The 14,839-nt window shown below is 26.1% G+C and carries 15 protein-coding genes; 9 read left to right on the top strand and 6 right to left on the bottom strand.

Annotated elements, in window-relative coordinates; all coding sequences use genetic code 11:
• Nucleotides 1-35: 35 nt before the first annotated feature.
• From ACH5BK_RS07345 to ACH5BK_RS07320, 6 genes are read left to right on the top strand one after another with little or no spacing between them, the layout of a single operon-like run.
• The gene (locus ACH5BK_RS07345; protein ID WP_404305957.1) at nt 36-1,061 is read left to right on the top strand and encodes a rod shape-determining protein; all 1,026 of its coding nucleotides are present in this window, start codon (nt 36-38) and stop codon (nt 1,059-1,061) included.
• Between the two features lies 1 nt (nt 1,062).
• On the top strand, nt 1,063-2,205 hold the full coding sequence (locus ACH5BK_RS07340) for a DUF3095 domain-containing protein (RefSeq protein WP_404305955.1): 1,143 nt from the start codon (nt 1,063-1,065) through the stop codon (nt 2,203-2,205).
• A gap of 31 nt (nt 2,206-2,236) precedes the next feature.
• Nucleotides 2,237-2,569: a hypothetical protein gene (locus ACH5BK_RS07335; protein WP_404305953.1), complete on the top strand. Its 333-nt coding sequence runs from the start codon at nt 2,237-2,239 to the stop codon at nt 2,567-2,569.
• Entirely contained in the window at nt 2,556-3,182 is a 627-nt protein-coding gene (locus ACH5BK_RS07330; RefSeq protein ID WP_404305951.1) for a type III pantothenate kinase, read from the top strand. Before ACH5BK_RS07335 ends, ACH5BK_RS07330 begins: the two co-directional genes overlap by 14 nt.
• Complete coding sequence (gene hisG, locus ACH5BK_RS07325) at nt 3,160-3,768, top strand: ATP phosphoribosyltransferase (protein ID WP_404305949.1); 609 nt, start codon at nt 3,160-3,162, stop codon at nt 3,766-3,768. The genes ACH5BK_RS07330 and hisG overlap by 23 nt, the downstream gene beginning before the upstream one ends.
• Nucleotides 3,768-4,466 carry a class I SAM-dependent DNA methyltransferase gene (locus ACH5BK_RS07320; RefSeq protein ID WP_404305947.1) on the top strand — a complete coding sequence of 233 codons (699 nt, stop codon included), beginning with the start codon at nt 3,768-3,770 and terminating at the stop codon, nt 4,464-4,466. The genes hisG and ACH5BK_RS07320 overlap by 1 nt, the downstream gene beginning before the upstream one ends.
• A 1-nt stretch (nt 4,467) precedes the next feature.
• Here ACH5BK_RS07320 and ACH5BK_RS07315 read toward each other — a convergent pair whose 3' ends face one another.
• From ACH5BK_RS07315 to ACH5BK_RS07295, 5 genes are all read right to left on the bottom strand, one after another.
• Complete coding sequence (locus ACH5BK_RS07315; protein WP_404305945.1) at nt 4,468-5,838, bottom strand: diguanylate cyclase; 1,371 nt, start codon at nt 5,836-5,838, stop codon at nt 4,468-4,470.
• A gap of 9 nt (nt 5,839-5,847) precedes the next feature.
• Entirely contained in the window at nt 5,848-6,813 is a 966-nt protein-coding gene (gene trpS, locus ACH5BK_RS07310; RefSeq protein WP_404305943.1) for a tryptophan--tRNA ligase, read from the bottom strand.
• Nucleotides 6,814-6,860: 47 nt separating this feature from the next.
• On the bottom strand, nt 6,861-8,135 hold the full coding sequence (locus tag ACH5BK_RS07305) for a TAXI family TRAP transporter solute-binding subunit (protein WP_404305941.1): 1,275 nt from the start codon (nt 8,133-8,135) through the stop codon (nt 6,861-6,863).
• 79 nt (nt 8,136-8,214) lie between these two features.
• Nucleotides 8,215-8,883: an amino acid ABC transporter permease gene (locus tag ACH5BK_RS07300; RefSeq protein ID WP_404305939.1), complete on the bottom strand. Its 669-nt coding sequence runs from the start codon at nt 8,881-8,883 to the stop codon at nt 8,215-8,217.
• Nucleotides 8,883-9,662 (bottom strand): transporter substrate-binding domain-containing protein, encoded by a 780-nt coding sequence (locus ACH5BK_RS07295; protein ID WP_404305937.1) that lies wholly within the window; start codon nt 9,660-9,662, stop codon nt 8,883-8,885. The genes ACH5BK_RS07300 and ACH5BK_RS07295 overlap by 1 nt, the downstream gene beginning before the upstream one ends.
• Before the next feature lie 139 nt (nt 9,663-9,801).
• Here ACH5BK_RS07295 and ACH5BK_RS07290 point away from each other — a divergent pair, with 139 nt between their 5' ends.
• From ACH5BK_RS07290 to ACH5BK_RS07280, 3 genes are all read left to right on the top strand, one after another.
• A complete protein-coding gene (locus ACH5BK_RS07290) occupies nt 9,802-10,014 on the top strand; it encodes a hypothetical protein (RefSeq protein ID WP_404305935.1) in 213 nt (70 codons plus the stop codon).
• Nucleotides 10,015-10,241: 227 nt separating this feature from the next.
• Nucleotides 10,242-12,338, top strand: coding sequence for a TonB-dependent siderophore receptor (locus tag ACH5BK_RS07285; protein ID WP_404305933.1), 2,097 nt, complete (start codon nt 10,242-10,244; stop codon nt 12,336-12,338).
• A gap of 72 nt (nt 12,339-12,410) precedes the next feature.
• Nucleotides 12,411-14,123 carry a 7TM diverse intracellular signaling domain-containing protein gene (locus ACH5BK_RS07280; protein ID WP_404305931.1) on the top strand — a complete coding sequence of 571 codons (1,713 nt, stop codon included), beginning with the start codon at nt 12,411-12,413 and terminating at the stop codon, nt 14,121-14,123.
• Nucleotides 14,124-14,136: 13 nt separating this feature from the next.
• Here the strand turns inward: ACH5BK_RS07280 and ACH5BK_RS07275 are convergent, their stop codons facing one another.
• The gene (locus ACH5BK_RS07275) at nt 14,137-14,754 is read right to left on the bottom strand and encodes a hypothetical protein (protein ID WP_404305929.1); all 618 of its coding nucleotides are present in this window, start codon (nt 14,752-14,754) and stop codon (nt 14,137-14,139) included.
• Nucleotides 14,755-14,839 lie beyond the last annotated feature (85 nt).

The following is a 14,839-nucleotide window of genomic DNA, read 5'->3' as shown; positions in this document are numbered from 1 at the left end:
TATAATCTCAATATAAATTTAAATTTGGGAAAAATATGTTTAATACTTTATCAAATCTTATCGCACCTAATATCGCTATTGATTTAGGTACTGCAAATATTATTGTTACAACAAAAGACAAGGGTGTTATCATAAATGAACCCTCAGTAGTAGCAATACAAAAAAATAATAAAGGTGAAAATAAAGTAATAGCTGTTGGGCTTGAAGCAAAAAGAATGCTTGGAAAAACACCTTTACATATTAAAGCTGTAAGACCTATGCAAGATGGTGTTATTGCTGATTTTGATACTACAGAAACTATGATAAACTATTTTATTCAAAAAGCTTATAAAAAGAACTTCTTTTTTAAACCTAAAATCATAATCTGTATACCTTATGGGGTAACACCAGTGGAGCGAAATGCTGTTAAAGAATCAGCAATTGCAGCAGGAGCTAGAAAAGTGTATTTAATTGAAGAGCCATTAGCTGCTGCAATTGGTGCAGGAATTCCTGTAAATAGTCCAGATGGTCATGTTGTAGTAGATATTGGGTCTGGAACTACTGAGATTGGACTTACTTCATTAGGTGGTCTTGTTTTATGTAAAGCTACAAGAACAGCTGGTGATAGTTTTGATGCACAAATAGTAAAGTTTATAAAACAAAATTATAGTCTTACTATAGGTAGTGAAGCTGCTGAAAAAGTTAAATTTGCCATTGGTACGGCAATAAAACTTGAAAAACCTTTAACTGTAAAAGTAAAAGGAAAAGATAATTTTGGTTTTTTAAAAACTATTGAGTTAAATAGTGAAGAGTTTAGAAAAGCAATTAGTGAACCTTTAAAAGAAATTTCAAATTCTATTAGAAAACTTTTAGAACAAATGCCTCCTGATTTAGCAGCAGATGTTATTGATAATGGAGTTGTATTAACAGGTGGAGGTGCACTTTTAAGGGGAATTGATAAATACTTATCAAACATAATTAAACTTCCTGTACATATAAGTGAGGAACCTTTAATGGCTGTTTCAAATGGAACAACAGAAGTTCTGAAAAATATGGAACTTTTAAATTTACTGGAAGATTAAAATGAATAAAGATTTTTACAAGAATTTAGAAAGTATAAAATCTATAAAAGATATAACAAAATCTACTAATTATAAAAGTATGCCAGATGATTGGTATGTTGTTATTACAGATGTGAAAAACTCTACAAATGCAATAAGTAATGGGAAATATAAAGAAGTCAATATGGTTGGGGCTTTAAGTATTATTTCTATTCTTAATATTGATAAAACTCTTGATTTACCTTTTGTCTTTGGTGGAGATGGAGCTTTTGTTTTGATCCCAAAGATAATTTATGAAGAAGCTAAACAGATTTTACTAGGAGTGCAAAAAATATCAAAAGAAACTTACTCTTTAGATTTAAGAGTAGGAATAATTTGTGTTTCTACAATATATGAAAATAAAAAACAAATTGATATTACGAAGTTAAAACTAAATGAAGATAGCTTTCAAGCTATTGTAAAAGGTGGAGGTTTAGAGTTTGCCGATGATTTACTTAAAAATAGTGAAGAGTTTTTAATAAAAGATAAGTTACTTGATTCAACTGTAGTTGATTTAGAAGGTTTAGAATGTCGATGGGAAGCTATAAAATCACCTAGAGATGATACTTTAGCTATTATTATTAAATGTAAAAATGATGAGTACTACTTAAATATCTTAGATAATATTGAAAGAATAATAGGAAATAAAATAAAAAGGTCTCCTTTAAATAATGACAAATTAAAACTTAGTTTTAATACTAATGATTTAAAAGTAGAAGCTTCAATATATGAAAAGGACTTATTTAAAAGATATATAAAAATTTTAGGACTAAAATTTATAAATATAATTGGTTTTGTAATTATGAAATTAGGTGTTGGTAAGTGGGGTTCTTATAGAAATAGAACAATTTCTTCAATTGATGCAGAAAAATTTGATGATTTATTAAGAATGGTAGTATCAACAAGTAAAGAACAAACTTTTAAGTTAAAAAGCTATTTAGAGAATGAGTTTAAAAAAGGTGAGATAATTTACGGATTACATAAATCAGATGCAGCTTTAATGACTTGTCTTATTTTTGAAAGACATGGAAAACATGCACATTTTGTTGATAGTTCGAATGGTGGTTATGCAGTAGCAGCAAAAGAGTTTAAAGAAAGAAATTTTATAAATAAAAGTGAGAATTAGCTATAATCTATATAAATATAAGGATAGATTATTGAAAGAACTTACAAAATATTATACAAATAAAGATATATTATTTAAAGAAATTGAAAAAATAGAACCAAAAGCTTTAGGTTCAAGAAAAAAAATAGAGATTTATACAGCAACAAGTGTTGACTCAAAATATTATGCAATTTTCAAATTTGATGCTAAAAGTCGATTTCTAAGAAAAAATGCAGATGAACTTATAATTTTATGTGAAAAACTAGCTTCTTTAAAAGAACATAATTTTAAGAAAAAAGAATTAATTATTACAAGCCCTTTATGTTCTAAAGCAAAGAAATACTTACAAGAAAATGATTGGAGTGTAAGAGTTGATTTTATGTGATATTGGTAATACTACTTTCCATTTTTTAATTAAAAAAAAGCATAAAAGATATTCATTAAAAGAAGATATCCCCACTTTTAATGATCAAATTATTTTTGTATCAGTAAATAAAAAAGCAACAAAAAAACTTTTAAAAGCAAATCCTACTGCTATAAATATAAAAAAATATTTAGAATTCAAAACTGATTATATAGGACATGGGATAGATAGAGCCCTAGCTTGTGTATATGAAAAAAATGCAGTAATTGTTGATGCTGGAAGTGCTATTACTGTTGATATTATGGAAGAGGGAATTCATAAAGGTGGTTTTATTTTACCTGGCTTTAGAGCTTTTATGAAAACATATCCAAAAATATCTAAAAAATTAAAGTTTGATTTTGAAAAAAATATAAATTTAGATAAAATACCGCTTCAAACAAAAGATGCTATACAATATGCTATGTTAAAATCCATTATTTTACCTATAAAAGAAATAAGTAAAAATAAAAAAGTTATATTTACAGGTGGAGATGGAAAGCTTTTAAGCCAATATTTTAAAAATAGTATTTATAAAAAAGATTTAATATTTGAGAACATGAAAAGGATTATTGATGCTAACAATTGCATTGCCTAAGGGAAGAATTGCCAAGGAGACTTTAGCTAAGTTTGAGAAAGCTTTTGGTGAAGAGTTTGTATTTGAAGATAGAAAATTAATACTTGAAAAATCTGGTTTTAGATTTTTAAATGTAAGAAATCAAGATGTACCAACTTATGTAATGCATGGAGCAGCTGATTTAGGTGTAGTTGGACTTGATGTATTAGAAGAAAAAGAGTATGACTTAATCAAATTACTTGATTTAGAACTTGGTAGATGTAAAGTTGCATTTGGATTAAGAAAAGGTGAAGAACTTGACTTAACAAAAAGTAAAATTACTGTTGCTACAAAGCATGAAAAAATTGCTAAAAAATTCTTTGAAGAAAAAGCAATGGCTGTTGAGATTATTAAGCTTTATGGTTCTATTGAACTTGCACCTTTAGTAAATCTTTCAGATTGTATTGTTGATATTGTAGAAACTGGTGAAACTATGAAACAAAATGGACTTGAAGTAGGTCCTACTATTATGGAAAGTTCAGCTCACTTAATAGCTAACAAAAATGCTTTTTATGCTAAAAAAGATTTAATCTTAGACTTAAAAGAAAAGATAGAAGAAGTACTTTAATGGGATTAGACTTATACTCAAAGATTGAGCCTTATTTAGATTTTGAAGATGAGGTTTATACTCTTCACAGACAATTTATGGAGTTTGTGATGGTAAATGAACTTGACAATATTATTGATATTGGATGTGGTCAAGGTTATTTTTTAGAAAATCTTAAAATCAATGGAAAAAAAGCTTTTGGAACTGATTTAAGTGTTGAGCAAATAAAAGTATGTAAAGCAAAAGGTTTAGACGCAAGTGCAATTGCTTTGGATAAAGTAGAAGAAAAATTTGATTGTGCTACTGCTATTTTTGATGTATTAAATTATATGGATAAAAAATATTTAGAAACATTTATAAAAGATGTATCAAAAGTATTAAATGAAAATGCTTATTTTATGTTTGATGTGAATTCTTATTTTGGTTTTGATGAAATAGCTCAGGGGTGTATAACTATGGATTTAAAAGATAAATTCATTTCAATTGATGCTATTTTTGAAGATGAAAAACTTCAAACAAATCTTACATTATTTACTAAGCAAAAAAGCAATTTATTCTCTAAAGAAGCTGATAGTATAATCCAAGAGTATCACTCAAAAGATTTTTTATCTCAACTTTTAGAAAATAATGGTTTTAAAGTTGAAGAGATAAGAGAGTTTAATCTTCATTGTGAAGATGAAGCAGATAAATTGATATTTATATGCAAGAGAACAAAATAGTCTAACTATTTTGTTCTTGTTCAAAAGAGTTCTCAAAAAACCCTATTTCAACTCTATTTCTACCATTTGTTTTTGCTTTATATAAAGCATCATCTACTCTTTTAAATAATACTTCTTTACTTTCAACTTTGTGATATTGACTTATTCCAATCGAACAGGTAATATTACCAACTTTTTCAAAAGGGTGTTTTTCAATTGTAGCTCGAAGTTTTTGTGCTACAAACATTGCTTGTTCTATATTTGTTTGGGGAAGCATCATTACAAACTCTTCACCTCCCCATCTAGCAACAATATCACTATCTCTTGAGCAAACAGTAAGAATTTTAGCAAGTTCTTTTAGTACATTATCTCCAATTAAATGCCCATAAGTATCATTTACATTTTTAAAATAATCTATGTCAAGTATCATTACTGAAAGATATTGAGTATCATATCTGTTACTTTTTTTTATCTCATATTCTAAATAAGAATCAAACTTTTCTCTATTATAAAGTTTTGTTAAAAAGTCATAAGAAGCTTTTTCTTCAAGTTTTGAAGTTTTTGATAAAAGTTCTTCATTTATTCTTGAAATTTTATTTCCTTCTTCTTTTATAAAATCAATCCATTTATTATAAACAATTCGAAGTAATTCTTTTTGTGTTAATATTCCTATTAATTTATTTTTATCATCTGTTACAACTATTCTTTTAAAATGTTTATCTTGAATAAAATCTAAAGCATTTGATATGGTAGCATTTTCATTTAATGTATATACAGGTTTAGTCATATATTTTTTTATAGGAAGATTCATGTCTGAATTTTCATGCACTAAACTTATAAAATCTTTTGTCGTAAAAATACCTATAGGTTCTTGAATATTATTGATTATAATAACTGAATCTGTATGATTATCTCTCATTAATTCAATAGTGTGTAAGGTAGTAGTATTTTCATAAGCTGTTACAGCTTTATATTGTAAAATTAATTTAGCTATAGTTTGCTTTTTTATAAGTATTTTAGGGTCAATATTATTGATAATATCACTATAAGATAAAATACCTATAATATCTTTATCTTCTAAAATAATCATATATCTATCAGTACTATTTACTTCATTTAGTAAGTTTAAAATATTTAAATCTTTTTTTACAACTTTTGCTTTAGGAAGTTCAAGTTTTGTTAAAGATATATTATCATCAATACTGCCTAGTTTATAATCAATTAAGTGATCAATTGTAAGCATTAAATATTCGTTGATTTGCTCTACAGTATCAACAACAACTATATTTCTTATATTAGCATCTGCCATTTTTTTAATGGCTTGTGCTAATGTTTTATTTCTATCTATTAAGACAACATTTTTTATAGCTATTTCTTCAACTGTAGGCATCATAGTAAATCCTTATATTAAACCAACTGCATCTCTTAAAATTCTCATTTTTTCACTAGCAATCTTTGAAGCTTTCGAAGCTCCAAAAGCTAAAATCTCATGTACTTCTTTAGGGTTAGCAAGTAAATGCTCTCTTTTTTGAACATAAGGTTCAAAATGTTCATTTATTTTGTCAAGTAAAGTTAGTTTAAAGTGACCATAACCTTCACCTGGTGTTGCATATCTTACTTGTAACTCTTTTAGTTCATCTTCATTCATAAATAGTTCACAAAGTTTATAGATATTACAGTTCTCCCACTCTTTTACTTCATCAAGCTCTTTAGAGTCAGTTACTATTCCCATAACTTGTTTTTTGATTTTTTTCTTAGTATTGAACATATCAATAGTATTGCCGTAAGATTTTGACATTTTAGCTCCATCTGTTCCTGGAACAGTTGCTACTATTTCATCAACTTTTGATTCTGGCATTACAAATAAATCTTTTTTGTAAGCATGATTAAAAGAGTTAGCAATATCTCTTGTCATTTCTACATGCTGAATTTGATCTTTTCCAACAGGTACAATATTTGAATCATAAAGTAAAATATCAGCAGCCATTAAAACAGGATATGAAAATAATCCATGGTTTGCTTGAATACCTTTAGCTGTTTTGTCTTTATAAGAATGGGCTCTCTCTAAAAGTCCCATAGATGTATGATTTGAAAGTAGCCAGTAAAGTTCAAGTACTTCTTTTACATGGTGTTGTACCCAAAATGTAGATTTCTCAGGGTCCATTCCTAATGCTAAAAAGTTTACAGCAGCTTCAAAAGTATTTTGTTCTAGAAGCTCTTTGTCCTTCACTGATGTTAATGCATGATAAGATGCAATAAACGCAAATAATTCTCCATCGTCTTGAGATTCAATCATCTTTTTAATCATTCCAAAATAGTTACCTATATGAATAGTTCCAGATGGTTGAATTCCTGATAAAATTCTCAAATCTAATCCTTATAATTTTTTGAGAATTATACCTAAAACAAGCATAATTATTGGTTATTTAGTTTCATATTAGCCTTTGAAATAATAAGTTCTAAATGCATAATTAAATCATAATATTCACTCATATAAGCTAGGGGAACTTTGGTTTCAGCTTTTATTTCTTTTTTTAATTTCTCAAGTTCATCAAGTTTTTTAATTAGGTTTTGTTTATCTGCTTTATCTAAACTCAAATCTAAATCTTGTACTTCATCGTACCATCTATAAATTTTTGATCTTATACTCCATCTATAAAGAGGAAAAACACCTTTAAATAAAGGAATAGATAGGGTTATTAAAGGAATAAGTAGAATCTTCAATCTATCAAGTGTTGAAGCAATCCAATACGGAAAAATTTCTTCAAGCCAAGTATCGCCATTTTCTAAATATCTTTTAGCTTCTTCATTTTGTTTTAATAGTAAGTTTGAACTATTTGGAAATTCATTTTCCTGAGAAAATAGAGTCTTTTCTTTGTGTACTAAAGTGACTTTCTTAAGTAATATTCTAATAAGTTCATCAGAAAAGTCTTTGTGCGAAACCAAAGTAGCAGTTGTGGATAAAAGTTTTTTATTTTGATTTGGAATATTTTGTAGTAAATCAATAGTTCCTTCATATAAATCAAGGGCATTTAAATGATTAAATTTTCTACTATAGGCATTTGCACGATTAAAAGAAAAAAGAGAAATATGTTCATTTGTCAATAACTCTTTTATGATTTTAGAGTTTGCAGATGTTACTAAGAAAAGAGCATCTATATCATTAGAAAGAAGTTTGTTTTTTGAGATATCTGAATTATCATAAAGAAAAGTACTATTTTTTTCATAAATTCCATTGATATTTAAGATGTCTAATGCTAAATCTTTAGTACCACTTCCTTTTTGACCTATTTCTATTTTTTTGCCCATCAAGTCTTGCATATAAGATATTGTATTTTTATTATTGTAAAATATCCATAGTGGCTCATAATAAATAGAAGCTAGTGCTTCTAAATTTTCAGCATTTTCAAGTGTACCATTTTGAATAAAAGCAACATCAACTTTTTGGTCATTTAAAAGTTTTATATTTTCAATTGAGCCAGTAGTATTTATGATATTAACTTTTACTTTTTCTTTCTCTAAAAGTTCTTTATATTTTAATGCAGTTTCATAGTACTGACCTGTTTTTGACCCTGTAGCTATTGTAATTTCTTTTTTAGGACTAGGTTTGATAAATTGAGCTGTAAAGTAAAAAGCACCTACAACTAAAAGAATGATTGGAATTATTACTGTAAAAAATCTATTTTGCATACTCTTTTCTTTTATTGATATATGTATACTTTATTAAAAGTAAGATAAGAATAATATAAAAGAGTATGAAATGGTTTATTTAATAAGCCCTATTAAGTCTTGCTTCTATTTTCTTTTGTAAATAAGTAAAAATAACAACAATAACCCAATATACAATAGCCACTGCTAAAAATGACTCAAAATATTTATAACTGCTAGAAGCTTCAATTTGAGCTTTTGCCATAATTTCAGGAACACCTAAAGTAAATGCTAGGGATGTACTTTTTATTATATCGATGAAATTATTCATTAAACTAGGAACAGCAACTCTTATTGCTTGTGGCAAAATAATCTTTGTAAAAGTCTGGGTCTTTGTCATTCCTAAAGATTGTGCTGCTTCGAACTGCCCTTTATCAATTGATGAAATAGCTCCTCTAATTGATTCAGCCATATATGCAGAAAAATGTAAAGATAAACCAGCAATTGAAGCAGTATAAGCATCTAAATTAGAGAATATAGGTAATACTTGAGGTAAACCAAAATATAATAAAAATAGTTGAACAAGTAAAGGTGTACCTCTAAAAAAAGATATATATAAATCAGAAAGTTGAGATAATATACGTATATTATAAGTTTTTATTACAGCGATTAATATGGCAATAACTAAAGCTATGGCAGCTGAAATAACTGCCATAGAAATTGTAATATCAATATATTTAAATAGTATAGGAAAAATTCCTAAAGTATAATCTATATCAAATGTACTCATTATAACTCTGTAATGTTAGTATTAAACCATTTCATAGAAATCTCTTTAAGTTTACCTTCTTTTTTTAACTCTTCAATAGCTTTATTTACTTCTTCAACTAAAGCTTTGTTTTCTTCATTTTTTACAAAAGGAAATGAGTTTGTTAAAACTTCAAGAGGCTCACCAACAATTTTTAATGGTAAATTAGCTTTTTTGATAAGTTCAACTGCTGAAATTCTATCTTGAACAAAAGCATCTATTCTTTTTAGTTTTACATCTTGCTCAAAACCATTTCCTTCATAAGTAATAAGTTCAACTTGATTTTCTTTATCTAAGTTTTTAACTATCTGTGCATAGTTTGTACCAAGTGTTACTCCTACTTTTTTCCCTTTTAAATCTTCAAAAGAGTTAATTTCTGTATTATCTTTATGTACAATAATTTGTGCTCCATCATATACATAAGGAGTAGCAAAATAATATTTTTCTAATCTTTTAGGTGTTGTAGTAATTTGATTTGAAATTGTATCAATCTTATTAGTTTCTAACATTCCAAAAAGACCTGAAAATTTTGCAGTTTTAAATTCTATTTTTGCATCAAGTTTTTCGCCAATTGCTCTCCATACATCAATTTCAAAACCTTTTAATACATCATTTTCATAATAAGTAAATGGGAAATATCCACCTGACGTACCAACTTTAATAACTTTTTTATTTGCATCATCTTGCCCTTTATTATCATCTGTACAACCAGTAAATAATAAAGCAAGTATAGTTGTAAAAGCTAAAATTATATTCTTCATAATCATCCTTTATATTCTTTTTCGTATTTTTACTAAATCTTTGTTAATTGTTACTTACTTGACATTTTTACTAGGGTTTTATTAAAAGAAGTTTATACTATCTTATGATAGAATTCGAAAAAAATTATTAGGAGATAAAATGGCAACAGTAAGAGTTGAAAGAGCATGTGGATGCTTTAAAAATTCAGATTATAAACAAGAAACACAATTTGAAACTATTGATGAGGCTTTAGAAAAAGCTAACTTAATGTGTATAGAAATGAATGAAGATTTTTGTCATAAACATAAATTTACAGCAGTTTATGATGAGAGTAATAATGAAGTTATTATTAAAATGCAAATGAATGGATAATTTTTGAAAAGCAAAGAATTAATTCTTTGCTTTTTTATATATGTTATTTAATAATAATTATTAAAACTAGTATTAAATTTTATTTAAAAAAAGAGTTAAAATCTTCTAAAAATGATAAAATAAAAACTCCTTGTCATGAACTCTTTTTTTAGATTTACTATTAAGAAAATCTTAGAAATAATTCGATTATCAATTATAATAATTATTATCATAACAAGGAATTATTTATGAAATTAAAAAGTAGAAAACTAATAGGACTTTCTTTACTTACAGCAGTATTACTTCAAGCAAATCTTAATGCGCAAGACAAAGAAAACACTAAATCTTTAGGCAGTGTGGATATTGTATCTACGAATGTAGATGAAGATAGAGGTACTTATAGTATAGATTCTATGAATACATCAACAGGTTTAGATTTATCTATTAAGCAGACACCTCAATCTATTAGTGTTTTAACTGTTGATGAATTGGAAGATAGAAATATTTTTTCATACCAAAGTTTACTAAAAAAGGTAAATGGTGTTTCAATCGAAAGATGGGATGAAAGAGTAAATGCCCTTGCTAGAGGATTTGAAGTTGATTATTATCAATTTGATGGAATTCCAACTTATTCAAGTATCACAAATAGAGATCCTGATTTAGCTCTTTATGATAGAGTTGAAATTGTAAAAGGTGCAAATGGATTGATGACAGGAGCTGGAAATCCAGCTATTAGTATGAACTTTGTTAGAAAAAGAGCCAATAGTAAAGTGACAAATGGAACAATAAATCTAAGTGCTGGTTCATGGAATAATTATTCAGCAACAGCAGATATATCAGCTCCTCTTACAACAGATGGAAAAATTAGATCAAGGTTTATTTTAAAACATGAAGACGGCGATTATTTTTTAGATGATTATAAAAGAAAAAATGATTTATTTTATGGTGTTATTGATGCAGATTTAACTGATTCAACTACTGCATCAATTGGATTTTCTTATCAAAAACTAGATAGAACGGCTATTAGATGGGGTGGTCTACCTGCTTTTTATACTGATGGTACAAGAACAGATTTTAGTTCTTCAAAGAATCCTACAGATGATTGGACATATAGAGATTTAACTACTAAGTCTTATTATTTTAATTTAGAACAAAGATTGAAAAATGAGATAAAAGTTAATTTTTCTTATTCAAGATTAGAAGCTATTGATGATACTTCTTTACTTTATTTTGCAGGGAAAGTAAACAAAAATGATGGTTCAGGTTTAGGATATTATACTTGGACAGCAAAAGAACAATATGAAGAAGATACTTTTGATTTAAATACTTCAATTCCTTTTGCTTTTGCAAACTTAGATCATGAGTTAGTATTAGGATATTCTCACAGTACTTTTGATATTACTGATTATCCATATATTCAAACAGGTGGTACACTTGGTAGTTTAAATAATATTAATGTTCCTAAACCTACAGGTACATATAGTGAATACAAAAAAGGTAAAACTACACAAGATGGGATATATGCAAGTTCAAAGATATCTTTATCTAATGACTTAAAATTAATTTTAGGAGCAAGATTATCTAATTGGGAGTATGATGGTGTTAAAGCAAATGGTAGTTCGGAAACTTATGAGTATAAAAATGAGTTTACTCCTTTTGCTGGAGTTGTTTATGATTTAAATGATACTCATTCTATTTATTCAAGTTATACTTCTATTTTTAATAGTCAAGATAAAAGAGACCCTAATGGTAATTATATAGAGGCAGTTGAGGGAAATAGTTATGAGACAGGTATAAAAGGAGAATATTTTAATGGAGCTTTAAATGCATCTGTTTCTGTATTTAGAATAGAGCAAGAAAATGTTGCAGAAGAAATAGATGGTGTAAAAGTAGGTACTTCAAGTGAACAAGCATATAGAACAGCAGATGGAGTTGTAAGCAAAGGAATAGAATTATCTTTAATTGGAGATGTAAGTGAAAATCTTAGTCTTAGTGCAGGAATCTCAAATTTTGAAGCACAAGATGCTGATAATAAAAATGTAGTTACAAAAGCTTCAAGAACAAATGCTAATTTATTTGCTTTATATAAAATTAATAAATTTAATATTGGAGCAGGATTAAACTATAGAAGTAAGTTCTATAAAGATACAAGTGATGGAAGAATAACTCAAGGTGGATATACAACTGCTGAGTTTATGTCAAGTTATAATGTGAATAAAAATTTAAAACTACAGTTAAATATTGATAACTTATTTGATAAAGAATATTATGATGGAATCGGTTCAAATACAATGCTAAAAGCAGAACCAAGAAAAATAACTGCAAGCTTAAAATATAACTTCTAAAATCAAAAATAGTAAAGCAGTAAATCTGCTTTACTGTATAATACTCTAAATCTTTCAAGGACAATTTTTTTAATGAAACAACTTCTTTTTTTTGTACTCTTTTTTTCAAGCACATTTGCTTCTGATATAAATAAATATGACAATATTAATAGTTTTCAAGTTATGTATGATTCAAAAGGTTATAGAGATATAACTTATCAAGAGTATAAAAATAAGAAATTAAAAGAGTTTACGATAAAACTAGGAATAGATAAGAATACTTTGAAAAACAAGAGTTATTATTTGACTATTATTGATAATAAAAACTCTTTATTTTATACGAATGTTTCTTATTTTCAAAAAGATCATTTAAAAGTGATAAAACTTGATTTATCTACTCCTGATACTTTATACTTTAAGTATAAATATGAAAAACCAAAAAGAGTAGAGTTTAGATTTAATGTTATATCTTCTTTTGAATATGAATATATACTTCCTTATGAAGGAATTTTATATGGTCTAGCTTATGGAATAATATTTTCTGCTTTTTTGTATTATTTAGTGATATATTTTTCTACAAAAAGAGTTTGTTTTTTATACTATTCTGCTATGCAGTTTTTTGTTTTATTATCTTTAATAGGTTTTGTATATTTTAGTTTTCAAACATATCCTAAACAAACACCTCAAGCTTTTGTGGATATTTTTGAAACAGCTGCTTTTATGTTTACTTTTCTTTTTGCAAAAGAGGTTTTAAATGCAAAAAAAATTATGCCAATAGTAAATCATATATTAAGTTTTTTTGTATTTTTAAATGCTTTGGATATTGTGCTTATTTTAGTTTTTAAATACTCTATTATTTATGAATATTTTTATTTTTATATATCTTTTTTAGTTCCTACAATTGCAGGAGTTATAGCTTTATATAAAGGAAGAAAAGAGGCTTTCTTTTATACTTTAGGTTGGTTTGTATTATTTTGTTTTGTGTTATCTTATGAGTATGATTTGATACCTTTAAGTGGTATTTATACTATTCATTTAGCAGCACCTTTGGAGTCATTAATTTTTAGTTTTGCCTTAGCTTTTATGTTAAGAACTTTAGTGAAAAAACAAAATGAACAAGAAAAAATGCTTATTCATAAAAGTAAATTAGCTTTAGTAGGAGAACTTATAAATAGTATAGCTCATCAATGGCGACAACCTTTAATGCATTTAAGTTATATAAATATGAATCTTCAAATGTCAAGTGAAAGTGAAGATTTTAATAAAGATTTTTTTATAAAAAAGATAAAAGAATCCAATACTCAAATAAAATTTATGAGTAAAACTATTGATGATTTTAGAGATTTTTATAAAGTTCAAAAGCAGATGCAAGAGTTTTGTGTGTTAAATGCTATAAATCTAGCTATAAATATTTTAGCTCCTACAATAAAGAAAAAAAAGATAAAAGTAAATATTGATATTAAAGAAGAATATAAAATTTTAGGTTATGAAAATGAGTTTGCCCAAGTTATATTAAATTTTTTAACAAATAGTATTGATATTTTTAATGAAAAAAAACAAGAAAATTGTCAAATAAACATTTCAGTAAGAAAAAATAAAAATAAGCTTGTTGTAAGTGTATGTGATAATGCAGGTGGAATAAAGCTAAAAAATTTAGATGAGGTGTTTAAAGCTTATTTTACTACTAAGAAAAGAGGAACAGGAATAGGACTTTATATGTCTAAACTCATAATAAAAGAGCATTTTAATGCAGATATAAAAGTTGAAAATAAAAAAGATGGAGCTTGTTTTAGTATTGAGATTTAGAATTTTAGAGATTTTATTTACATAAAGTCTCTAAAATCTTTTCATAAAAATCTGTATTTTTATTGTTGTATCTAAATAGACATTCATTTAAGTGCGTATGAAAATTGTTTTTATTTATCCCTCTGAATTTTTTTAATCTATTAATTATAAATTCTTCAAAATCATTTTGGGCTTTAAAGAATCCTGATATTAAGTATGAGCCTTTTTCTTTATTATATAAAACTCTAGCACTGTTTGCTTTTTTATGATTACTAAGTTTATCTTGTAAATCTTCTTTTATAAACTGTATTAATTTATATGGTAAAACATCTTGATTCTCAAAAATAAAAATACCATATATTGTTTGAGTATAAAAAATATCATGATTATAAATATTAAAATGTTTTATTTCAAGACAGTTTTGTTTTATAAGACTTGATATTTGTCTAAAATCATATAAAAGATTTTGTTTTAATATTTTTTTTCTTAATATTTTATAATAATGATTTATAGTTTGTCTACTACAACCAATAATATTTGCAGTTTCTATGGCTGTATAATCTTCACTAAAGTAGTAGCAAATTTTATTTATATTCTGACTTTTTATTTTTGCATTTTTTATTTGTATATTTATTTTTTCTATTTTTGACATATAGAAGTATAATAAAAAAAAGTGAGAAAAAAATGAGCAATTATAAAAATGATTCTCATAATTGTATTTATTTGAAAAAAGTTGT

Origin of the sequence: Arcobacter sp. YIC-80, assembly GCF_044841725.1 — a bacterium.
Taxonomy (GTDB): Bacteria; Campylobacterota; Campylobacteria; order Campylobacterales; family Arcobacteraceae; genus Arcobacter_B.
The sequence above is the reverse complement of the archived record's forward strand: the minus strand, read 5'-3'. Positions and strand labels throughout refer to the sequence as shown.